Source organism: Saccharibacillus sp. CPCC 101409, assembly GCF_030518235.1.
Lineage (GTDB): Bacteria > Bacillota > Bacilli > Paenibacillales > Paenibacillaceae > Saccharibacillus.
The window spans coordinates 128,917-149,496 of sequence record NZ_JAULSA010000002.1; the positions used below are offsets into that span (position 1 = coordinate 128,917).

A 20,580-nucleotide genomic window follows, 5' to 3' on the forward strand; every position below is an offset into this window, starting at 1 on the left:
TATAGTTTGAGTTTGAAGAATAAAGAGACTGTCCGAGAAATCCCGTCCGGGCTTTCCCGGGACAGCTTCTAACGAGGTGACCCGAACTTGTTCGATACACTGCTGCCAAGACTTCAAGTCGATACGGTCTTCGATATCGATCTGGAGGATTTGTACAGGCGCGGATACCGGGGAATCGTGACCGATCTGGACAACACGCTGGTCGGCGCCAAAGCCCCCAACGCCACGCCCGAACTGATCGCATGGTTCGCAAAGGTAAAAGAGATCGGTTTCCAACTGGTAATCGTATCCAATAACAATATGAATCGCGTGTCCGTTTTTGCGACGCCGCTGGATATCCGGTTCGTGCACGCGGCGCGCAAGCCGTCCCACGCCCCGTTCCGCAAAGCGATGAAGCTGATGGCTCTCAAAGAAAATCAGACGGTCGTCGTCGGCGACCAACTGCTGACCGATGTGCTCGGCGGCAACCGGCTGGGGCTGTACACGGTGCTCGTGCTGCCGATTGCGATCGGCGACGAGGGCTGGCGGACGCGCTTTAACCGCAGGGTCGAACGAATCGCGATCGGTCGTCTGCGCAGGATGGGCAAGTGGCTCGAGGAGGAAAAAAAGAAATGACGGAAAGAATGGAAGATTCCGCCGCGATTCGCTGCGGCGGATGCGGAGCTCCGCTGCAAACGGAGAACCCGTCGGGAATCGGGTATATTCCCGCATTGAAAGAAGACGGCGTGCAGATCTGCCGCCGCTGCTTCCGGATCAAGAATTACAACGAGGTGGCGTCCGTCGCGGTGGATCAGGACGAGTTCCTGCGCCTGCTCGGCCGGATCGGCGAACGCAAAGCGCTCGTGATTCATATCGTCGACCTGTTCGATTTCCAGGGCAGCGTGATTACCGGATTGCAGCGCTTCGTCGGCAGCAATCCGGTCATTCTGGCGGTCAACAAGATCGACCTGCTGCCCAAAGTCACGAACTGGAACAAAGTTCGCAACTGGGTGCAGAAGCAGGCGAAAGAGCTGGGCATCAAGGTCGAAGAGATCGTGCTGTGCAGCGCGAAAAAGAATCTGGGCTTCGACCGGCTGCTTGAAGAGATCGCGTACATCCGCGGCGACCGCGACGTCTATGTGGTCGGCGCGACCAATGTGGGCAAATCCACGCTGATCAACCGTTTGATTACCGATTACAGCGATCTCGAAGAAGAGCTGACGACGTCCCGCTATCCGGGAACCACGCTGGATATGGTCAATATCCCGCTGGACGACGGACAATATATCGTCGATACGCCGGGGATCGTGTATCCGTCGCGTTATACGGAGCTGGTCACGCCGAAAGATCTCGTCAAGATTATGCCGGACAAGCCGCTGAAGCCGGTCGGCTATCAGTTGAACGAAGGACAGACGCTGTTTATCGGCGGTCTGGCCCGCTTCGACTTTATCGCCGGCGAGCGTCAGTCGTTCACCTTCTATACAAGCGGAAGCCTGAAGCTGCACCGGACCAAAACGGAGCGCGCGGACGAGCTGTACGCCGATCATGCGGGCGAACTGCTGACTCCGCCGTCGCGCGCAGACCTCGAAGCGCTGCCGGAATGGACGCGGCATGAATTCCGCATTCCCAAAGGCGGTGCCCAGGACCTGTTTGTTTCCGGTCTCGGCTGGGTCAAAGCGAACGGCGAAAGCGGCGCCAAAGTGGCCGTGCATGCGCCGAAAGGCGTCAAAGTCATCATGCGCGATTCGCTGATTTGAGCGTGCTGATCGCGCGCCGCAGGGCGAACGGTAACGAAACGGGGAGGAATGACCTTTGACGCAATCGCAGGAACTGCGGCTGGGCGTGATCGGCGATCCGATCGCGCATTCCAAGTCGCCGGTCATGCACGCGGCGGCGCTCCGGGCCCGGGACATGGCCGGCGAGTATATCGCGCTGCATGTGACGCCGGACCGGCTGGAAGAAACGATCGGCGCGGTGCGCCGTCAGGGATACCGGGGCATCAACGTGACGATTCCGCATAAGGAAAACGTTATGGCTTATCTGGACGAACTGAGCGACGAAGCCCGCCGGATCGGCGCGGTGAATACGATCGTCAACGACGGCGGCCGGTTGATCGGCCGCAATACCGACGGCATCGGCTATGTGCGTTCGCTCAAGGAAGAAGCGGCCGCGCGGCTGGAAGGCCGGCGGATCGTCGTAATCGGCGCAGGCGGCGCGGCGCGCGGAATCGTGCATGCGCTGGCGGCCGAAGGGCCGGACCGGATCACGCTGCTGAACCGCACGACGCAGCGCGCCGAGGCGCTGGCGCGCGAATGGAGCGATCTCGCCGATATTCGCGCGCTGGCTTCGGAGCGTACGGCGGAAGCGCTGGCCGACGCCGACATCGTCATCAATACGACATCGGTCGGCATGCATCCGCATACCGAAGAACTGCCGCTGGACCCCGCGCTGCTGCGCGGGACGGAGATCGTCAGCGACCTGATCTACAACCCGCTGGAGACCCGCCTGCTGAAGCAGGCCCGCGAAGCGGGCTGCGTTACGCACGGCGGGCTCGGCATGTTCGTGTACCAGGGCGCTTACGCGTTCGAGTACTGGACGGGCGCGCCGGCCCCGATCGAAGAGATGCGGGCCGCGGTGCTGGCGAGCATGGGCGTATCCGCGCGCAACGGGTAAAATAAGGAAAAGAGCACGAAGGCTGCAGGCGGACGAAGTCCGCGCACAAGATTTTTGAACAAGAGGGAGTTTACGATATTTATGCTGACAGGCAAACAAAAACGCTATTTGCGCTCGCAGGCGCACCATCTCGACGCGATCTTCCAGATTGGCAAAGGCGGGCTCAACGAACAGCTCGTCCGCCATATCGGGGAAGCGATCGAGACCCGGGAACTGCTCAAGGTATCCGTTCTGAACAACTGCACGGAAGAGCCGAAAGAACTCGGAGCGGAGCTTGCGTCCGCCGCGGAAGCGGAACTCGTCCAGGTGATCGGACGGACGATTATTTTGTATAAGGAATCGCGCGAACACAAACAAATCGAACTGCCGTAAAGCAGCGCGCAGAATCGGACGGAGGAGAGGCAGCGATGAAGATCGGGATTATGGGCGGAACGTTCGATCCTATCCATACCGGACATCTGCTCGCCGCCGAGACGGTGCGCGAAGCGCTGGGACTGGACGAAGTCTGGTTTATGCCGGCGCACGTTCCGCCGCACAAAGCGGAAGCCGGTTTCTCCGGCGAGGAGCGGCTGCGCATGGTGGAACTTGCGATCGGCTCGCAGTCCGCGTTTCGCACGCTGGATATCGAGCTGCGCCGCGGCGGCGTTTCCTATACGGTGGATACGATGAGCGAGCTGACCGGGAAGTACCCGGACGCTCGTTTTCATTTCATTATCGGGACCGATATGGTCAATTATCTGCCCAGGTGGAACCGGATCGGCGAGCTGGCTTCGCTGACGCGGTTCGCCGCGGTGGGCCGGGGCGGTTACGAGCTTCATGCCGAAGACCTGGCGCCCGAGGTGAAGAACAAGATCGATTACTGCGACATGCCGCAGCTGGAGATTTCTTCGACGGATATCCGCCGGCGGCTGCGCGAAGGCCGGACGATCCGCTATCTGGTGCCGGACAAGGTACACGATTATTTGCAAAGGAGCGGTACGCATGCGGCTTACGCGCGAACAACTGATTGAGCGGGTATCGTCGCAGATGCCCGCCAAGAGATGGCGGCATACGCTCGGTGTCATGCAATCGGCGATCTGGCTGGCCGAATTGTACGGAGCCGATCCGGAGCGCGCCGAGCTGGCCGCGATCGTGCACGACGTGGCGAAATACTGGCCGGTGCACCGTCAGGCGGCGGTGATTGCCGAGAACGGCCTGAACGCCGATCTGCTGCGTTACGACGCTCCGCTGTGGCATTCCGAAGTGGGCGCTTACGTGGCGGAACACGAATACGGCATCGACGACCGCGAGGTGGTCGACGCGATCCGGTACCATACTTCCGGACGCGAAGGCATGACGCTGCTCGACAAAGTGGTCTGCCTGGCCGATTATATCGAGCCGGGCCGCGATTTCCCCGGGGTGGACACCATCCGCGAGAAAGCTCGGCTCAGCCTGGAAGAAGGATTGATTGCGGGATTCGACTCCACGCTGCGCGTGCTGGTCGAACGAAGCCAAATGATATTTCCGACAACGGTGCTGGCCAGAAACGATCTGATTCGCCTGCTCGCCGAACGCGAGCAGGCCGGGCAGGTCAAGCCGGTTGCCGAAAACAAGGGAGGATAACGAATGACTGTAAAACCGAAAGAACTGCTTCACCTCGCGACGGAAGCCGCCGCGGACAAGAAAGCGATGAATATCGTCGCGCTCGACCTGAACGGCATCTCGCTGGTCGCCGACTACTTCGTGATCTGCCACGGTAACTCCGACACCCAGGTCCAGGCGATTGCTTCCGAAGTGCGCAAGCGCGCGCTGGACGCCGGCGCGACGATCCGCGGCATCGAAGGCATGGACTCGGCCCGCTGGGTGCTGATGGATCTGGGCGACGTGATCGTGCACATCTTCCATCGCGACGAACGCGAATATTACAATATCGAACGCGTCTGGTCCGACGCCAAAGTGGTGGAAACGGTATGAGTCTCGAAGCGGGCACGATCGTGAAGCTGAAAGTGGCGAGAGAAGTCTCGCCGCACGGCTTTTTCCTGACCAACGGGGAAGAGGAAGTGCTGCTGCCTTATACCGAGCGCACCGGCAACATGAAGTTCAGAAACGGGCAGGAAGCCGAAGTGTTTATCCATCACGACTCCGAAGACCGGCTGATCGCCACGATGAAAAAACCGCTGCTGACATTCGGCGGGATCGCCGCGCTGGAAGTGGCGGATATCCATCCGCGGCTCGGCTGCTTCCTGGAAATGGGCCTCGGCCGCCAGCTGCTGCTGCCCAAGCGCGAGCTGCCGGAAACGCCGGAGCTTCAGCCGGAAGTCGGCGACCGCGTCTTTGTGCGGATGGACCGCGACAAGCAGGGACGTCTGCTTGCCCGGACATCCGGCGAGGAAGAACTGGCTCCGCTGTGCTTTAGCGCTCCGGATTCGTGGAAGAACCAGTGGATGAAAGCGACGGTCTACCGTCCGCTGCAAATGGGCACGTTCGTGATCGTCGACGGCGGCGTGCTCGGCTTCGGCGCGCTTGGCCTGATCCATTCGTCGGAACGTCCGCGTCCGCTGCGTCTGGGCGAAGTGCTCGACGTGCGCGTCGCGCGCGTGCGCGAAGAAGACGGGCGCGTGAACCTGTCTATGGCGCAGCCCAAAGAAATCGGCATGGACGAGGATGCGGAGCGCATCCTGGCCTTTATGCGCGGCCGCGACGGCGGCGCGATGCCGTATTCGGACCGCACCGCGCCGGATATCGTCAAGCTGCGCTTCGGCATCAGCAAAGCGGCGTTCAAGCGCGCGCTCGGCCGGCTGATGAAGCAGGGACTGATCGAGCAGGACGAGAACTGGACGCGCCTCAAGCAGGCGGACGGCGAATCGTCCACCGGGGACCAAGCGGCGCGGGGCGAAGATTCGGATCGTCAATAAACGATAGATCCGCCTTGTCTTTGCGGCGAATTTGCGGTCTTGGGGACTGCGGAGCGGCAGAGCCGACAGGCGGCTTGAAAGGTAGCACCGGATTGGCGAGAAGCGGATTTTTCCATCGGGAAGAGCCGCTTTTTTTGCTGGATGGAAGCACAGGGAGGGAAACGAATGTCTTACGGAAAGTTCGCATACGTGTACGACGAGCTGATGCAGGATATGCCGTATGCGAAGTGGAAAAGATTCGCGCAGGAAGCCTGGGATAAATTCGGGCGTCCGCGCGAAGTCGTGGAGCTGGGCTGCGGCACCGGCACGCTGACCGCGCTGCTGGCGCAGGAAGGGTATGCCGTGACGGGCATCGACCTGTCGGAAGACATGCTGGCGGTCGCCCGCGCCAAAGCCGAAGAACGTCCTCCGCTCCAGGGACTGCTGCGCGGCGGGGAACTCCGATTCGTGCAGCAGGACATGACGGAGTGGGCGGCGCCCGAGCCGGTCGATTCCGTTATCTCGTTCTGCGACTGCCTGAACTACCTGACCGAACCGGAGCAGATCGAAGATACCTTCCGCGCGACTTACGCCGGCTTGAAACCGGGCGGAACGTTCCTGTTCGACGTGCATCATCCCGATACGCTGCGCCGCTACGAAGCAGAGCAGCCTTTCGTCTACGACGAAGACGGCATCTCGTACATCTGGACCTGCGGCCTGGACGAAGAACGCACCGAAATCGAACATCATCTGCGCATCTTCGTTCGCCGCGGCGAAGATGCGCAAACCGCTGCTCGCTCCGAAGCGGCCTACGACCGCTTCGACGAAGTGCATATCGAACGCGCTTACGACCCCGATTGGCTCAAAGCGGCTCTGCTCCGCGCCGGCTTCTCCCGCGCCGAAGTCTACGCCGATTTCGAATGGCAGGCGCCCGAAGAAGGCTCCGAACGCCTTTTCTACGTCGCCGTCCGCTGAACCCGATCTCAAAGGGAAGCTTCGAATAGCGATCGTCTTCCATAAAAAAGGACCGATTCCCCTCGAGAAACTCGGTCTTTAATGTGTTGAGAAAGTCAGGTTGTAAACGAAGCATAAGCGGAGCGGAAAATTCAGTGAAGGAGCGATAGCGTTCGCCTTTGAAATCGGGAAATCTCCGCCTATAATCCTATCTAATTTCCCGATTTCAACACGCGACCGTAACGAATTTTCCGCGCAGCCCCCGAGCTTTTTTTACGAACAGGATTTTCTTGAAAAAGGACCGATTTCCCCCGGGAAACTCGGTCCTTTTTTCAATTCCATTATTTTTTCGGAGAACTCCGGTTTATTCGTAAAACAGCAGCCGTTTGGCGTAAGCGTTGCGGAAATCGGTCGGCGTCAGGCCCACGATCTTTTTAAACGCTTTCATAAAATTGTGCGAATCCGTATAGCCGAGCTGGACGGATACTTCGCTGACGTTCTGGTTGGTGTCGATCAGCAGATATTTGGCGAGCTCCATTTTCTGCTGGAGAATATACTGCTTGAGCGACACGCCGGAGATTGAAGAGAACAGATGCGACAAATATTTCTCGTTGTAGCCGAACACTTCCGCGATCTGCGAAACTTTGACCGGTTCTCCCCGGCTCCATTTGATGTAATCGACGATATCGTGATACAGCTGCTCCTGCTTGGTCTTGCGAACCGGGTTCGTTTCCGCGCAGAACAGCTGGTTGTACAATTCGCATAAAATGACCGTGGACATATAATTGTTCAGCGCGGTGGTGTTGTAGCTGCGGACGGAGTCCTGAAGCTGCTTCATCATCACGATCATTTTCTCCAGGCTTTTGAGTTTTCCGTAGCGCGGCAGCACGATCTTCTGGTCTTCCAGGTTCGCAGGCGCTTCCGGAAGCTCGTCCGACAGGACGGACGCTTCCTTGACGGAGAAATGCAGCCAGTAGAAACTGCACTCCGATACCTGGTAGCCGTACTGCTCCGTAGACGGGGCCAGCAGCAGGAACTCGCCTTTGGAAACGGTGAAACGCTGGGCGCCGCCCGCCAGGTAAAGCACGCCTTCGGTCACCACCATCAGCTCGTAATCGGTCAAAGTTCGGCTCAAATGAATCCAATTGGCGTCCGGCGCGACGAATTTTCCGGTAATCGCCAGCTCGACGGGCGTATCGACGGACAGCTCGTAGGCAATCATCAAGGAGGCCTCCTTTGTCTGATTTTTATCTTTTTTTTGAAAAAAAGTCCCTAAAATAACGCTATCACAAAACGCATTTGACCGCCAGAGACCGCCGCCGCAAAGCTAACCTTTTGACACTTATTCGAACTTTAAACTATTTTTCCGAAGCGCGGTTGAGATTAATCTGAAATCAGCCAAACGCAACACGCAAAGCGAGGAAAGGGGCGGGCCACAGAAAGAAAATTTTTTAGGTTTCGATGTAAGCGTATTCAATAAAGGGTGTCAAAAACCACATTTCGAAAACGGAGGGGATCGGCAATGAAAAAAAGTTGGGCGGTACTGACGGCGCTGACGCTCGGAGCCGGACTGCTGTCGGGCTGCGGAAGCGGCGGCGACGCCAGCGATCAGCAGAGCGGGGAAACGACCACGAACGGCAAAGTCAAACTGACGGCGATTATGACCAAGCACCCGCTGACGCAGGAATTTTCCAAAATGGAATGGCTGCAAAAAGCGGAAGAGAAGGCCGGCGTGGAGATCGAATGGCAGGAAGTCAGCGCGGATTGGGATCAGAAAAAAGGCACGCTGCTCGCGGGCGGCGATATCCCGGATCTCATCATCGGCCCCAACTCGATCACCGACGCCGACTTCGCGCAGTTCCAGGGACTGTTCGAAGACCTGACGCCGCTGATCCAGCAGTACGGACCGAATGTGCAGGCCATGTTCGACGCCAAGCCGGAAACCAAGGTCATCGCGACCCAGCTCGACGGCAAAATCTACGGGCTGCCCAAGTACCAGCGGTTCTGGCCGGACACGACCACGCGGCAGTTTATCAACCAGCAGTGGCTGGACAACCTGAAGCTCGATATGCCGACCGATTGGGACGAGCTGTACGATGTGCTGGTCGCGTTCAAAGACGAAGACGCCAACGGCAACGGGGACAAGAACGACGAGATCCCGTTGGACTTCGCGCCGAGCGGAACGGGCGGTTTCGGGGCGTTTATGCCGACCGTGCTGCTGGGCAGCCAGGGCATGACGCTGACCGATAACAGCGGCCAGGGCTACTTCGTCGAAGACGGCCAGGTCAAAAACTTTTTTATCGACGAGCGCTATAAAAATGTAGTCGCTTTCCTGCACAAATGCTTCGCGGCCGGCCTGATCAATCCCGAAGTATTCACGCAGGATTATACCAAGTACCAGTCGGTGGCGCGCGGCAGCGGCGACACGGCGGCGGTCGGCTTTACCTGGGGCTGGGAAGTCACGGACCGGGTCGGCAACACGCTCGCTCCGCAGTACGCATCCATGTCCCCGCTCAAGATGAACGCAAGCTCCGGCGGCGACCTGTCCTGGAACTACGATTACAACTCGCTCAACTACGGCGTGAATATGGTCCAGATGTCGTCGCGATCCAAAAACAAAGAAGCCGCGATGAAATTCATCAACGAGCTGTACGATCCGGAAGTGAGCATGCAGGTGCTGTTCGGCTCGCTCGGCACGAATATCAAAGATAACGGCGACGGCTCGTTCGCGGTGCTGCCTCCCGAAGATTCCGCGATGGACCCGGGCACCTGGAAATGGACCAGCACCTGGGCGGATAACGGCCCGATGTATATCGCCGATTCGCTCAAACTGACGCTGGGCACGGACATGCAGGCGGTCGGCAAAGAAACCGAACCCCTCAAAGCCGCGCTGGACGCCGTCGACAAGAAAAAGGACGTCCTGCCGAGCATGTTTATCAAATACAGCGTCGAAGACAACAATGCGATGAGCCTGAACAACACCGCGATGCTGTCGCTGACCATGGCGAAATGGGCGCAGTGGATCACCGAAGGCGGCGTCGAGAACGAATGGGACGGCTATGTCGCCAACGTCAAACAAACCGGAGTCGAGAAAAATATCGAGATCATCCAAAAATATTACGACGACTATATGAGTAAAAATTAAGCGGGAGATTTGGCTCGGGTTGTGTGTAGAAGCGAAGCGGGTTGGGAAAATGCCTATAAAAAAGGCTTGAAAAGCGGAGAGGGATGTTCGTGTAGGAGCTACAGACTTTCGGAGAAAGTCACTTCGAAAGCAATACGATAGCGTTCGCCTTTGAAATCGGGAATGCACCACTTAAATCCAATATACATTCCCGATTTCAACACGCGACTTAAAGTCTTTCGAAGAAAGACACCTCGTAAGCCTACGCTAACGAATTTCCCTCGCAGCCCGGCTTTTTCGAATTTAGCATTTTCTCAACCCATCCCGCACGACCGCCCATTTTCCTGCAGAAAGGAAGGATACGATGGTACCGAAAAACCCGTACGAACATCCGGTCAATCTGCGCGCTTACAAACGCCGCAAGCCGACCGTGCTCAATACTTTCAAACGCGACTATCAGCTGTGGGTCATGATTCTGCCCGCGATCGTCGTGATCTTTATATTTAACTACATCCCGATGTACGGCATCCAGCTCGCGTTCCGCGACTACAATTTCGCCAAAGGACTGACCGGCGGCGAGTGGCGCGGGCTGTTCTATTTCCGGCAGTTCTTCGAAAGTTTCCAGTTCGCTTCGCTGATGAAAAATACGATCGTCATCAGTTTGTCCACCGTCGTGCTCAGCTTCCCGGCTCCGATTATCCTGGCGCTGCTGATCAACCAGGTGCGCTGGAAGCGGGCCAAGAAGTCGCTGCAAACGACGGTGTATCTGCCGCACTTTATCTCGATCGTCGTGATGGTGGGCCTGCTGAACGTGCTGCTGTCCCCGAACTCCGGCGTAATCGGCCATATCCTGAGCTCGATGGGACTGGGCGATATCAATCTGCTCGGTTCGACGAAGACTTTTGTGCCCGTGTACGTTCTGTCCGAGATCTGGCAGCACTGCGGGTGGAACAGCATCATCTACCTGGCGGCGCTGTCCACGGTCGATCCGCAGCTGTACGACGCGGCGAAGATCGACGGGGCCAGCCGCTGGCAGACCGTTCGTCATATCGAAATTCCGGCGCTGATTCCGACGATTATCATTTTGTTCGTGCTCAGTATGGGCAGCGTGCTCAGCACCGGTTTCGAAAAAGTCTTCCTGATGCAAAACGCGCTCAATCTGCCGGTATCCGAAGTCATCTCCACCTACGTGTACAAGATCGGGATCGTCAGCAACCAGTTCAGTTATTCGGCGGCGATCGGGCTGTTCAACACGCTGATCAATTTCTTTTTCCTGTATACGATGAACCTGATTGCCAGAAGAACGTCGGAGACCAGCCTGTGGTAACGCGGGCGGACCGGAGGAGAAAGGAGAACAACCTGTATGCAGCTCGTGCAAAACAAACAAAAAGCGGCGGCGCATAAACGCAATTTTGGCGAATGGATATTCGACGCGCTGGTGATTGCGGTATGCGTGCTGATCTTTCTCAGTATCGTCTATCCGCTCTATTTCGTCATTATCGCTTCGGTCAGCAACTCCACGCTCGTTTCGATCGGGCAGGTCACGATTTTTCCCAAGGATATCAGTTTCTTCGGCTATTCGGAAATCTTCAAAGACACGCGCATCTGGACCGGTTACGGCAATACGATCCTGTATACGGTGCTCGGCACGGCGGTCAATCTGCTGTTCACGCTGCCCGCCGCTTATGTGCTGTCCCGGCCGGAGTTCCGCGCCAGACGCTTCCTGATGTTCGCGTTCGTACTTACCCTGTTCTTCGGCGGCGGGCTGATTCCCACTTACCTGCTGATGAAAGACCTGCATATGATCAATACCATGTGGGTGTTTATCCTGCCGTTCAGCGTCAATGTGTACAACCTGATTATCGCGCGGTCTTTTTTCGAAAGTTCGATTCCCAAAGAACTGTACGAAGCCGCGGCGATGGACGGCTGCTCGCATTTCAAATATTTTTTCTCGGTCGTGATGCCGCTGTCCAAAGCCATCGTATCGGTTATCGGGCTGTATTATCTGGTGGCGCACTGGAACGATTTCTTCACCGGCTTGATCTATATCCGCAGCAACAATCTCCAGCCGCTCCAGATCGTGCTGCGCGATATCCTGCTGTCCAACCAGGTATTCTCGCAGGGAGCGGGCGCCGGAGGCGCGGCGGGCGGTTACGCCCAGCAGTATGCGGACCAGGTGAAATACGGCGTCATTATCGTGTCCACGCTGCCGATCCTGCTGGTGTACCCGTTTATCCAGAAATATTTCGACAAAGGCGTGATGATCGGTTCGGTCAAAGGCTGATTGCGAAAGCGGGAAAGGAGGGAAGGTTATGCGCAAAACCATGCCAAAAACGCCGGATGCGCTGCGCGGATTCGATTACCGGAACGTCGAACTCGGCGCGGGACACTGGAAACGCCAGCGCGACCAAACGATCGAGACGTATCTGGGCATACCGGACGACGACCTGCTGCATATTTTCCGGCAAAAAGCGGGGCTGCGTCCGGAAGGGCACGGACTGGCCGGCTGGTACGGCGCGGGAGCGAGCACGTTCGGGCAGAAGCTCGGCGCGTTCGCCAAACTGCACCTCGTCACCGGCGACGATCGGTTGAAGCAGAAAGCGCTAAGGCTTGCGGACGGCTGGGCGGAATGCGCGGAAATCTCGGATAAGCTGTACGACCACGATACGTATGTGTACGACAAGCTGCTGGGCGGTTTTCTCGACCTGTACGAATACCTGGACTACGGGCGCATTCTGCCGCATTTGTCCCGATTGACGCAAGCCGCGCGGCGGCGTTTCAAAAAAGATATCAAGCGCGACGGGCTCCAGGACCGCGAGCTGTGGAGCAATCGTATGATCGAATGGTATACGCTGCCGGAGAATCTGTACCGCGCTTATCTGCTGACCGGAGACGAAGATTTTGCCGATTTCGCGCGAGAATGGGATTACGCTTATCTGTGGGACAAGCTGCTGGACGGAGACTTCCGCATCGGGCCGCGCCACGCGTACAGCCAGGTGAACAGTCTGTCCAGCGCGGCGCGGGCGTACGAAGCGACGGGCGACGAGCGCTACCTGAACGCGATGAAGATCGCGTACGACGAGATTACGGCGAAGCATACCTTCGCGACCGGCGGCTACGGGCCGGCGGAGTGTTTGTTCGCCGATGCGGAAGGCTATCTCGGCGATTCGCTCAAGTCGACCTGGGACGCTTCGCGCTCCAGCCTGACCTACACCAACTTTACCGGCAATGAAGTGACGCGCGACGATACCTGGGGCAGCTGCGAAGTGTCCTGCTGCGCCTGGGCGGTGTTCAAGCTGTGCCATTATCTGCTGCGGTTTACGGGCGAAGCGAAATACGGGGAGTGGGCGGAGCGGATGCTGTACAACGGCACCGGCGCGCAGCTTCCCGTCGAGCCCGGCGGCAAAGTGATGTATTACGCCAATTACTTCCTCGACGGCGGCATCAAAACGACCGAAGACCGCCGCCTGCAGGAAGGCGGTCAATCGTTCGAATGGCAGTGCTGCACCGGCACCTTCCCGCAGGATGTGGCGGAATACGCCAATATGCTGTATTACCGGGACGAAGGCGGGCTGTACGTCTCGCAGTATTTGCCGTCGCGCGTGAGCTGGAACGTCGGAGAAACGCAGGTGGAGCTGCGCAACGAATCGGCGTTTCCGGAAAACGAAGCTCCGATCGTGCTGACGATCGGGATCGGAGAGACCGTGAGCGCAGGCGGCGCGGACGAAGCGCCGCGCAGCGCGGACAGGTACGCCGCGTTCGCGCTGCGTCTGCGCATCCCGTCCTGGGCGGACGAGCGCAGCGTACTGCGCATAAACGGCGAACGCCAGGATGCGGCGCTTGCGCCCGGACAATGGGCCGTGCTGGACCGTAAGTGGCGGGACGGCGACCGGATCGAACTGGACCTGCCGTTCGCGCTGAAGTTCAAACCGGTAGACGCGGCGAATCCGGAGATCGCGGCGCTGACCTACGGCCCGCTCGTACTGGCGGCGGACGCCATGACCCGCTTCGTCGGCGACGCCGAAGAACCGGCGGACTGGATCTCTCCGCTGCCTGCATCGGAGAACAACGAGCCGTACCGGTTCGAAACACGCCCGGGCCATGTCGCCGGCTACGACCACCTGACGCGAACGTTCACCCCCTACTACCGCATCCCCGCGATGCGCTGGTACTACATGTACAATCGGATCACCGCCAAAGAAGACCGCAGAGTCGGCCATACGGACGGGGAAGAACCCGGTTGAGGAGCGTTGGCAGCCGTTTCATCCAGCCGTAATGCGCCTGCGAAACATAAGCGGCCTTTCCCTGAAAAATTTCAGGGAAAGGCCGCCGTACTGAGAACAGACCTTATTTTAATCGTTCTTCGGCAGTCTTATAAACCTTTTTCTTATCTCGCTTTCCGATAACTACAATCTGAATCAATTGTATCGTTCCTTCAACTTCCCTGAAAATGATTCGAAGACCCATTTTTTTGTGTTTCAATTTATTGCACTGTGACAAATTGCCGTGAAGCGATTCGCCGGCTTCCATTCCTCTACCCTTGATCCGGTTTATGGCTTTATCGACAAAGATTTTTTGGCTGCCGTCAAGATCTTCGTAATCCGCTTTTGAATACTCGGTCCATTCAATCTCATACAACGATCATTCCCACCCGTCTTCTTCATCGATAACAGTGAATTCGGTTGCGGTCGTACCCCGCACTTCCTCATCTGAAAAGGTGGAAATGTTTTGAGTCAGCAGCCGTTTTTCAGCAATCAAATCCGCTAATTGTTCGTAGAGATCTTCTATTTCCCGATTCAAAGACTCGTATTGTTTTTGAGTAATCATAACGCCGGCAATTTTTTCGCGATTAAACACGTAAACGCCGGCCGCTTCTTGAGCCGCTTTTTCAAAAACTTCCATAGGCGAACGTTTCACATCCGAAATCGAGGTAGTCGGAATATCGAGTATTCTCATTCCCATTTCATCAGCTCCTTTATTTAAATTTATTATAAGACTTTTAAAAAGCTTTTAAAAGTCTTTTTCGCGCAATAAATTTAAAAGATTTAAAGTTATATGGATCATTATGAGTGATTAAAGCAAGGTTTTAAACGAATCATTCTGTATATAATGAGTGCTTTTCTTCACTTTGCCACCGTCTCCACAGGCTTCGCCGAAGCCTGAACTTCGCCTTCGTGCACATCGTATAAGACCCGCGCCAGCAGGTGCTGGCCGTAATTGCCGAAGTGCCGGCCGAACAGCGTCAATCCGCGTTTGTTCACCGGCCCGTCCGTTACCGCGATCCGAAACGTCAGCTCGCTCCGGTAATCGAGCCGGATATCCCGAAGCGTCGTGTCCGAGATGCGGCAGCCGTCGATAAAGCTGCCTTCGCCGTTGATGCGAATCAGCTTGAGCATGCCGTACTGATTGAGATGCGGCGGCCACCAGTCGGGATTGAACGTGCCGCGCACGTCGCCGAAATCGCCGGGGCTGGTCCAGCAGCCCAGTTCGATGCCGTTGATCGAGAAGTAAATATCCGACGGATAGTGATTATTGTAGCCCGGCGCTTCCGAGCCGATTTCCAGCGACAGCTGGATCTCGCGGAAGCTGTGGTTGGCTTTGAGATAATTCGGAATCCGGTATTCGACGAAGCCTTCCGCCAGCCAGATCATTTCGGCGTGAATCCGCTGCGGATCGGCAAAGTAGCGCGGATCGTCGAAATCGCCGATAATGCTGTCCTTGGTGGACAAACCGCACGTCGGCAGCGCTTTGTAGTCGCTGTAATGGCCAACCTGGATTTCCACCTCGTACAGATTGTCCGCGTCTTTGCTTTTGAGATCGACCATCAGCTTGTCTTTGTTGAGATAGCACAATTTTTGCAGGCCATGCTTGCCGCCCGCCGTGCGGATCTCGATCAGTCCGCTTTCCTCCAGCTTTTTGACGTGCAGCGTAATCGCGCCGTTGCTGAGCTTCAGCCGCCGCGCGAGCTCGTTCAGGTTGAGTTCTTCGCTGCCGGCCAGCAGCTCCAGGATCTGAATCCGGATTTCGGAACTCAGCGCTTTGAAAATATCGATCCCGCTCATCAGGTCTTTGATATAGATCACAGGCAGCTTCCTTTCTGTCCGAGAAGGGTTCTGAAACGCTTTTCTATTTTAGAATAGTATAAAAGTAAAGCCGCGAAAAGCATAAGTTATCCAAACAAAAAATAAAAAATGTAAAATTAAAGGAATAAACTATCCAGAAAGGCTTGTTTAATTCAAATAAAACTAAAATAAATGATATTATAAAAAGGGAACGTATGATCGTTTAAGTTGGAATAAAAATCTATAATGACTTGCTTTGTTCCTGTATAAGTTTAAATTTAGGAGTTTACAAGGTGAAATCCATATGTTATTTTATTCCTGCAAGCGGATACATTTAGTTTTTATTGAATTATTTTATATTAATCTAAAACAAAAGAAAGGAGCAGCCGGCCCGCGAAAACGCGCGAAAAAACAGCCGCAGCTTTTGTAACTCGCGCATACATAAAACAAACGAAGAAGCGGACGGAATCCGGGCGGTTTATGGAGCAAATCGACAGCCAAACTTATTTTCGGGAGGGTCAATCATGATCAAAAAAGGATTCATCGTACTGACGCTGTGCGCGCTGCTGCTCGCTCTGGCGGGATGCGGAAAAAGTACGTCTTCTTCTGCAACCGGCGCCGCGGGCGAAAAGTCCGTGATCGACGCCGGAGCCGGCGAGAATGCGACCGAGCTGTCCTACTGGACGTTCGTCGAGCTGCACGGGAAATTTTTCGAAGACATGCTGGCCAAGTGGAACGAGAAGAATCCGGACCGGCAGATCAAGCTGAACGTCACGGTTATGCCGTACGACGATATGCACAACAAGCTGTCGATCGCGCTGCAAACCGGCACGGGCGCGCCGGATATCGCGGATATCGAGATCGGCAAATTCCCGGATTTCCTCAAAGGCACCCCGCAGCTCGAATCGCTGAACGACGTGATCGAGCCGTACAAAGACACCATCGTGCCTTCGCAGCTCGACCTGTACAGCAAAGACGGCCAGGTCTACGGAGCCACCACCCACGTCGGCGCTTCGGTCGCTTTTTACAATACCGAGATTCTGGACGAAGCGGGCGTGGACTACAAAACGATCGAAACCTGGGACGACTTCAAAAAAGCCGGCATGCAGGTCTACGAGAAAACGGGCAAATACATGGGCACCGCCGATACAAGCGCCAACTGGCAAACGTCGATGATGCTGGCGCAGCAGAAATCCGATTACACCGACGCCTCCGGCAAGCCGCAGATCAATTCGCCGGAAATGCTGAAAGGCCTGACCGTGCTTAAAGATCTTCAAGACAACAACGTGATCGCCACGATCGCGGGCGGACAGCCGGATACGGAAGAAGCGTACGGCGAGTTCAATTCCGGCAATTATGCAACCGCCTTCATGCCGCTGTGGGAAATGTCGCGCTATACCAACTACATGCCGGATCTCAAAGGCAAGATCGCGATCGGGCCGATTCCGGTGATCGAGAAAGGCATGCCGAGATCGTACGGAGGCGGCGGCACCGGCACGGTCGTGACTAAAACGGCCAAAGACGTACAGCTCGCCAAAGAATTCGTCGCTTACGCCAAGCTGTCCGAAGAAGGCAATATCGCGATCTGGGACACGCTGGGCTTCGACCCGGTCAATATGGCGGTGTGGGATATGGAAGACGTGACGCACAATCCGGACAACGAATTCGTGCAGTACTTCGAGAACAATCCGTTCGACGTACTGAACGAGATCAAGGATGAAATCCAGCTGATCAAATCGACGGAAGCGTCGCCTACCATCAACAACGTGCTGAATACCGTGACGCTGAACGAAATCTTCGAAGACGGCAAAGACATCAAGCAGGCGCTGGACGACGCGCAGGCCCAGGTCGAGCAGGATCTTCAATAACTTCGGCAGCGCCGAACCGGCCTGCGGAAAATTTTCAATCATAACGGGATTCCGCCTGCCGCGCAGGAGATTTTCGGCCCGCGGCGGCGGTTTTCCGTTCAAAAGAAGGTGCGAAAGCGATGATCAAACGATTCCTGTACTCGCAAAAAGTGGCTCCCTACGTGTTCGTACTGCCGTTTGTGCTGGTATTCCTGGTGTTCTGGATCTATCCGCTGGGCAGTTCCGTCACGATGAGTTTCCAGAAAATCACGCTGGGACAGGACGCGCAGTGGGTGGGGCTGGACAATTACACCAAGCTGCTGGGCGACAAAATTTTTCTGAAAGCCGTGATGAACAGCGCGGTGTATATGCTCTGCACGCTGCTGATCCTGATCCCGCTGCCGATGCTGCTGGCCGTGCTGATCAACAACAAATTTATGTGGGGACGCGAATTTTTCAAATCGTCGCTGTTCTTCCCCGCGCTGACTTCCGTCGTGGTGGCCGGCACCGTCTTCCGCCTGATGTTCGGGGAGATGGACAGTTCGCTGATCAACAGCTTCCTGGGCTGGTTCGGCATCGAGCCGGTCAAATTCCTCAAAGGCCAGGTCACGGGCTTTATCGCGCTGCTCGCTCTGGCGACATGGCGCTGGCTCGGGGTCAATATGCTGTACTTCCTGTCGGGACTCAAAAGTATTCCGGACGATTTCTACGAAGCCGCTTCGATCGACGGAGCTTCGGCCTGGCAGAAATTCCGCATGATTACCATGCCGCTGCTCAAGCCGACGACGATCTACGTACTGACGATCAGCATCTATGCGGGACTCGCGATGTTTATCGAAAGTCTGATGCTGTGGAACGGCAACAATTCTCCGAAAAATATCGGCCTGACGATCGTCGGCTACCTGTACCGCCAGGGGATCGAGAAAAGCAATCTCGGTTACGCGGCGGCGGTCGGCATCGTGCTGCTGGTGCTGGCGATGACGATCAATATGATCCAGCTCGCCTTCTCCGGCCTGTTCAAGAAGGAGGATTGACATGAAGAAAGAAGCCGCGCTGAACATGAAAGAAAGTTCGACGATCCGGGTGAGAAAAGAGCTTCCGCTCAAAATTCTGCTGCTGGTGCTGTTTGTCCTGCTGTGCGGGCTGATCCTCATCCCGTTCTATGCGATCGCGCTCGCTTCGTTCAAACCCGGCGAAGAACTGATCCGGTACGGGCTGAATTTGAAATTCGATCTGTCCGTGATGAGCCTGAGCAATTATACGTATCTGTTTACCGGCGAGCACGCTTATTTTACGTGGTTTTTCAACTCGCTGCTGCTGACCGTGGTCCAGGTGGCGCTCACGTTGATCGTCAGCGCGACGGTGGCTTACGGATTCTCGGCTTACGAGTTCAAAGGGAAAAACTTTTTGTTTATCTGCGTGCTGCTGATTATGATGGTGCCGTTCGAGATCCTGCTGCTGCCGCTGTACACGCTTATTTTCAATCTGCATCTGATGAATACGTACTCGGCGATCGTGCTGCCCGGCATCGCGAGCGCGGCGACGATTTTCTTTTTCCGGCAGTACCTGAGCGGCATCCCCAAAGAAATCATCGCGGCCGGGCGCGTGGACGGAGCGAGCGAATACGGCATCTATTTGCGGCTGATCCTGCCGATCATGAAGCCGTCGTTCGCGGCGATGGCGATCCTGAACGGGATGAACAGCTGGAACAACTTCCTGTGGCCGTTTATGGTGCTGAGCGACGAACGCAAATATACGCTGCCGATCGGGCTCAAAACGCTGCTGACGCCGTACGGCAACAATTACGATCTGCTGATCGTAGGCTCGTTTTTCTCGATTATCCCGATTTTTATTTTGTTTGTGGCGTTCCAGAAATACTTTATCGACGGGATGACGGCGGGCGCGGTAAAAGGGTAAAACGGAGGCGCGATTTCACTGGACGAGGAGAGCGATACGATGGATGTATTCGAAGATTATGCCAATCCGCTGATCGAGCAGAGGGCGGACCCTTTTATTGTGAAGCACGACGACGGCTATTATTACTTCACGGCGTCGGTGCCGGAATACGACCGGATCGAGCTGCGTCGTTCCCGCACGCTGGAAGGTCTGCGGACGGCGGAACCCGCGGCGATCTGGCGCAAGCCCGCGGAAGGCCCGATGAGCGCGAATATCTGGGCGCCGGAGCTGCATCGGATCGACGGGAAGTGGTACGTTTACTTCGCGGCCGCACATACGGCGGAGACCCGAGACGGGCTGTTCGATCATCGCATGTACGCGCTGGAGAACGAGTCGGAGAATCCGCTCGAAGGACGGTGGACGGAAAAAGGGCAGGTGATAACGGCCTGGGAGTCGTTTGCGCTGGACGCGACGTCGTTCGAGCATCGGGGAAAACGGTATTATCTGTGGGCGCAAAAAGACCCGGACATCGAAGGGAATTCCAATCTGTATCTGTCGGAAATGGAAAACGGCTGGACGCTCAAAGGCCCGCAGGTCATGATCGCGACGCCGGAATACGAGTGGGAAAAAATCGGGTTTCTCGTCAACGAAGGGCCGGCCGTGCTGATTCGCGGCGGGAAAGTATGGGTTTCGTTCTCGGCGAGCGCGACCGACCATCATTACTGCATGGGGCTGCTGGCGGCCGACGCGGACGCCGATCTGCTGGACCCCGCTTCGTGGGCCAAGCTGCCGGAACCGGTATTTCGCACCAGCGAGAAGAACGGGCAGTACGGACCGGGGCACAACAGCTTTACGGTCGGGGAGCACGGGGAAGACCTGCTGGTCTACCATGCGCGCAATTACAAGGAGATCGAAGGCGATCCGCTGTACGATCCCAACCGGCATACGCGGGTGCAGCGCTTCGGCTGGAACGAAGGCGGAACGCCGGAGTTCGGCGCGCCGGTGCCGGATAAGCGGATCGTGGAGAGCCGGTAGAAGACAGCATACGAAAAGGGCCGGAAAACTAAAACGAGCGGCAAGGCGAAGGGGCGAGTCCATCATGACGGACTTGACCGGACGAAGCTAAAATAGCTGCATATAGCCCCTTATTCAGGCTTAATCTTGCGTTTTCG

At 56.4% G+C, this 20,580-nt stretch carries 21 protein-coding genes; 17 read left to right on the plus strand and 4 right to left on the minus strand.

Annotated elements, in window-relative coordinates:
* Positions 1-87: 87 nt before the first annotated feature.
* The 9 genes from QWJ34_RS04840 (at position 88) to QWJ34_RS04880 (ending at position 6,500) form a co-directional block, all read left to right on the plus strand.
* Positions 88-615: a YqeG family HAD IIIA-type phosphatase gene (locus tag QWJ34_RS04840; protein WP_302725946.1), complete on the plus strand. Its 528-nt coding sequence runs from the start codon at positions 88-90 to the stop codon at positions 613-615.
* Complete coding sequence (yqeH, locus tag QWJ34_RS04845; RefSeq protein ID WP_302725947.1) at positions 612-1,736, plus strand: ribosome biogenesis GTPase YqeH; 1,125 nt, start codon at positions 612-614, stop codon at positions 1,734-1,736. Before QWJ34_RS04840 ends, yqeH begins: the two co-directional genes overlap by 4 nt.
* 55 nt (positions 1,737-1,791) lie before the next feature.
* Entirely contained in the window at positions 1,792-2,652 is an 861-nt protein-coding gene (locus QWJ34_RS04850) for a shikimate dehydrogenase (RefSeq protein ID WP_302725948.1), read from the plus strand.
* 81 nt (positions 2,653-2,733) lie between these two features.
* Complete coding sequence (gene yhbY / locus QWJ34_RS04855; protein WP_302725949.1) at positions 2,734-3,024, plus strand: ribosome assembly RNA-binding protein YhbY; 291 nt, start codon at positions 2,734-2,736, stop codon at positions 3,022-3,024.
* A gap of 35 nt (positions 3,025-3,059) precedes the next feature.
* On the plus strand, positions 3,060-3,662 hold the full coding sequence (locus tag QWJ34_RS04860) for a nicotinate-nucleotide adenylyltransferase (protein WP_302725950.1): 603 nt from the start codon (positions 3,060-3,062) through the stop codon (positions 3,660-3,662).
* On the plus strand, positions 3,634-4,254 hold the full coding sequence (gene yqeK / locus QWJ34_RS04865; protein ID WP_302725951.1) for a bis(5'-nucleosyl)-tetraphosphatase (symmetrical) YqeK: 621 nt from the start codon (positions 3,634-3,636) through the stop codon (positions 4,252-4,254). Before QWJ34_RS04860 ends, yqeK begins: the two co-directional genes overlap by 29 nt.
* A gap of 3 nt (positions 4,255-4,257) precedes the next feature.
* Positions 4,258-4,605 (plus strand): ribosome silencing factor, encoded by a 348-nt coding sequence (rsfS, locus tag QWJ34_RS04870; protein ID WP_302725952.1) that lies wholly within the window; start codon positions 4,258-4,260, stop codon positions 4,603-4,605.
* The gene (locus tag QWJ34_RS04875) at positions 4,602-5,546 is read left to right on the plus strand and encodes a CvfB family protein (protein WP_302725953.1); all 945 of its coding nucleotides are present in this window, start codon (positions 4,602-4,604) and stop codon (positions 5,544-5,546) included. Before rsfS ends, QWJ34_RS04875 begins: the two co-directional genes overlap by 4 nt.
* 165 nt (positions 5,547-5,711) lie before the next feature.
* Positions 5,712-6,500 carry a class I SAM-dependent DNA methyltransferase gene (locus tag QWJ34_RS04880; RefSeq protein WP_302725954.1) on the plus strand — a complete coding sequence of 263 codons (789 nt, stop codon included), beginning with the start codon at positions 5,712-5,714 and terminating at the stop codon, positions 6,498-6,500.
* A 343-nt stretch (positions 6,501-6,843) separates the two neighbouring features.
* Here the strand turns inward: QWJ34_RS04880 and QWJ34_RS04885 are convergent, their stop codons facing one another.
* On the minus strand, positions 6,844-7,701 hold the full coding sequence (locus QWJ34_RS04885; RefSeq protein ID WP_302725955.1) for an AraC family transcriptional regulator: 858 nt from the start codon (positions 7,699-7,701) through the stop codon (positions 6,844-6,846).
* A gap of 300 nt (positions 7,702-8,001) precedes the next feature.
* Between QWJ34_RS04885 and QWJ34_RS04890 the strand changes: the two genes are divergently transcribed.
* The 4 genes from QWJ34_RS04890 to QWJ34_RS04905 all read left to right on the plus strand — a co-directional run bounded on the left by QWJ34_RS04890 (position 8,002) and on the right by QWJ34_RS04905 (position 13,847).
* Positions 8,002-9,624: a type 2 periplasmic-binding domain-containing protein gene (locus tag QWJ34_RS04890; protein ID WP_302725956.1), complete on the plus strand. Its 1,623-nt coding sequence runs from the start codon at positions 8,002-8,004 to the stop codon at positions 9,622-9,624.
* 343 nt (positions 9,625-9,967) lie between these two features.
* Positions 9,968-10,930, plus strand: a complete 963-nt coding sequence (locus QWJ34_RS04895; RefSeq protein WP_483314243.1) for an ABC transporter permease — start codon at positions 9,968-9,970, stop codon at positions 10,928-10,930.
* A gap of 36 nt (positions 10,931-10,966) precedes the next feature.
* Entirely contained in the window at positions 10,967-11,887 is a 921-nt protein-coding gene (locus tag QWJ34_RS04900; RefSeq protein ID WP_302725957.1) for a carbohydrate ABC transporter permease, read from the plus strand.
* Positions 11,888-11,915: 28 nt separating this feature from the next.
* Complete coding sequence (locus QWJ34_RS04905; protein ID WP_302725958.1) at positions 11,916-13,847, plus strand: beta-L-arabinofuranosidase domain-containing protein; 1,932 nt, start codon at positions 11,916-11,918, stop codon at positions 13,845-13,847.
* 103 nt (positions 13,848-13,950) lie between these two features.
* On the opposite strand, the gene QWJ34_RS04910 is transcribed toward QWJ34_RS04905, so the two are convergent.
* From QWJ34_RS04910 to QWJ34_RS04920, 3 genes are all read right to left on the minus strand, one after another.
* Entirely contained in the window at positions 13,951-14,241 is a 291-nt protein-coding gene (locus QWJ34_RS04910) for a type II toxin-antitoxin system RelE family toxin (RefSeq protein WP_302725959.1), read from the minus strand.
* A 3-nt stretch (positions 14,242-14,244) separates the two neighbouring features.
* Complete coding sequence (locus QWJ34_RS04915) at positions 14,245-14,565, minus strand: hypothetical protein (protein WP_302725960.1); 321 nt, start codon at positions 14,563-14,565, stop codon at positions 14,245-14,247.
* Positions 14,566-14,726: 161 nt separating this feature from the next.
* On the minus strand, positions 14,727-15,686 hold the full coding sequence (locus QWJ34_RS04920; RefSeq protein WP_302725961.1) for an ArsR/SmtB family transcription factor: 960 nt from the start codon (positions 15,684-15,686) through the stop codon (positions 14,727-14,729).
* 503 nt (positions 15,687-16,189) lie between these two features.
* Between QWJ34_RS04920 and QWJ34_RS04925 the strand changes: the two genes are divergently transcribed.
* The 4 genes from QWJ34_RS04925 (at position 16,190) to QWJ34_RS04940 (ending at position 20,443) form a co-directional block, all read left to right on the plus strand.
* Complete coding sequence (locus QWJ34_RS04925) at positions 16,190-17,533, plus strand: ABC transporter substrate-binding protein (protein ID WP_302725962.1); 1,344 nt, start codon at positions 16,190-16,192, stop codon at positions 17,531-17,533.
* Positions 17,534-17,652: 119 nt separating this feature from the next.
* Positions 17,653-18,546 (plus strand): carbohydrate ABC transporter permease, encoded by an 894-nt coding sequence (locus QWJ34_RS04930; protein WP_302725963.1) that lies wholly within the window; start codon positions 17,653-17,655, stop codon positions 18,544-18,546.
* A gap of 25 nt (positions 18,547-18,571) precedes the next feature.
* Positions 18,572-19,429, plus strand: coding sequence for a carbohydrate ABC transporter permease (locus tag QWJ34_RS04935; RefSeq protein ID WP_483314250.1), 858 nt, complete (start codon positions 18,572-18,574; stop codon positions 19,427-19,429).
* Positions 19,430-19,468: 39 nt separating this feature from the next.
* On the plus strand, positions 19,469-20,443 hold the full coding sequence (locus QWJ34_RS04940) for a glycoside hydrolase family 43 protein (RefSeq protein WP_302725964.1): 975 nt from the start codon (positions 19,469-19,471) through the stop codon (positions 20,441-20,443).
* The last annotated feature ends 137 nt before the right edge of the window (positions 20,444-20,580 follow it).

What these genes read in the sequence shown, in the direction of transcription:
- QWJ34_RS04900 (WP_302725957.1), top strand. Translation starts at nt 10,967, where the DNA reads ATGCAGCTCGTGCAAAACAAACAAAAAGCGGCGGCGCATAAACGCAAT.
- QWJ34_RS04890 (WP_302725956.1), top strand. Translation starts at nt 8,002, where the DNA reads ATGAAAAAAAGTTGGGCGGTACTGACGGCGCTGACGCTCGGAGCCGGA.
- QWJ34_RS04875 (WP_302725953.1), top strand. Translation starts at nt 4,602, where the DNA reads ATGAGTCTCGAAGCGGGCACGATCGTGAAGCTGAAAGTGGCGAGAGAA.
- QWJ34_RS04895 (WP_483314243.1), top strand. Translation starts at nt 9,968, where the DNA reads ATGGTACCGAAAAACCCGTACGAACATCCGGTCAATCTGCGCGCTTAC.
- QWJ34_RS04935 (WP_483314250.1), top strand. Translation starts at nt 18,572, where the DNA reads ATGAAAGAAAGTTCGACGATCCGGGTGAGAAAAGAGCTTCCGCTCAAA.
- yhbY (WP_302725949.1), top strand. Translation starts at nt 2,734, where the DNA reads ATGCTGACAGGCAAACAAAAACGCTATTTGCGCTCGCAGGCGCACCAT.
- rsfS (WP_302725952.1), top strand. Translation starts at nt 4,258, where the DNA reads ATGACTGTAAAACCGAAAGAACTGCTTCACCTCGCGACGGAAGCCGCC.
- QWJ34_RS04915 (WP_302725960.1), bottom strand. Translation starts at nt 14,565, where the DNA reads ATGGGAATGAGAATACTCGATATTCCGACTACCTCGATTTCGGATGTG.
- QWJ34_RS04860 (WP_302725950.1), top strand. Translation starts at nt 3,060, where the DNA reads ATGAAGATCGGGATTATGGGCGGAACGTTCGATCCTATCCATACCGGA.
- QWJ34_RS04940 (WP_302725964.1), top strand. Translation starts at nt 19,469, where the DNA reads ATGGATGTATTCGAAGATTATGCCAATCCGCTGATCGAGCAGAGGGCG.
- QWJ34_RS04885 (WP_302725955.1), bottom strand. Translation starts at nt 7,701, where the DNA reads ATGATTGCCTACGAGCTGTCCGTCGATACGCCCGTCGAGCTGGCGATT.
- QWJ34_RS04880 (WP_302725954.1), top strand. Translation starts at nt 5,712, where the DNA reads ATGTCTTACGGAAAGTTCGCATACGTGTACGACGAGCTGATGCAGGAT.
- QWJ34_RS04925 (WP_302725962.1), top strand. Translation starts at nt 16,190, where the DNA reads ATGATCAAAAAAGGATTCATCGTACTGACGCTGTGCGCGCTGCTGCTC.
- QWJ34_RS04905 (WP_302725958.1), top strand. Translation starts at nt 11,916, where the DNA reads ATGCGCAAAACCATGCCAAAAACGCCGGATGCGCTGCGCGGATTCGAT.
- yqeH (WP_302725947.1), top strand. Translation starts at nt 612, where the DNA reads ATGACGGAAAGAATGGAAGATTCCGCCGCGATTCGCTGCGGCGGATGC.
- QWJ34_RS04930 (WP_302725963.1), top strand. Translation starts at nt 17,653, where the DNA reads ATGATCAAACGATTCCTGTACTCGCAAAAAGTGGCTCCCTACGTGTTC.
- yqeK (WP_302725951.1), top strand. Translation starts at nt 3,634, where the DNA reads ATGCGGCTTACGCGCGAACAACTGATTGAGCGGGTATCGTCGCAGATG.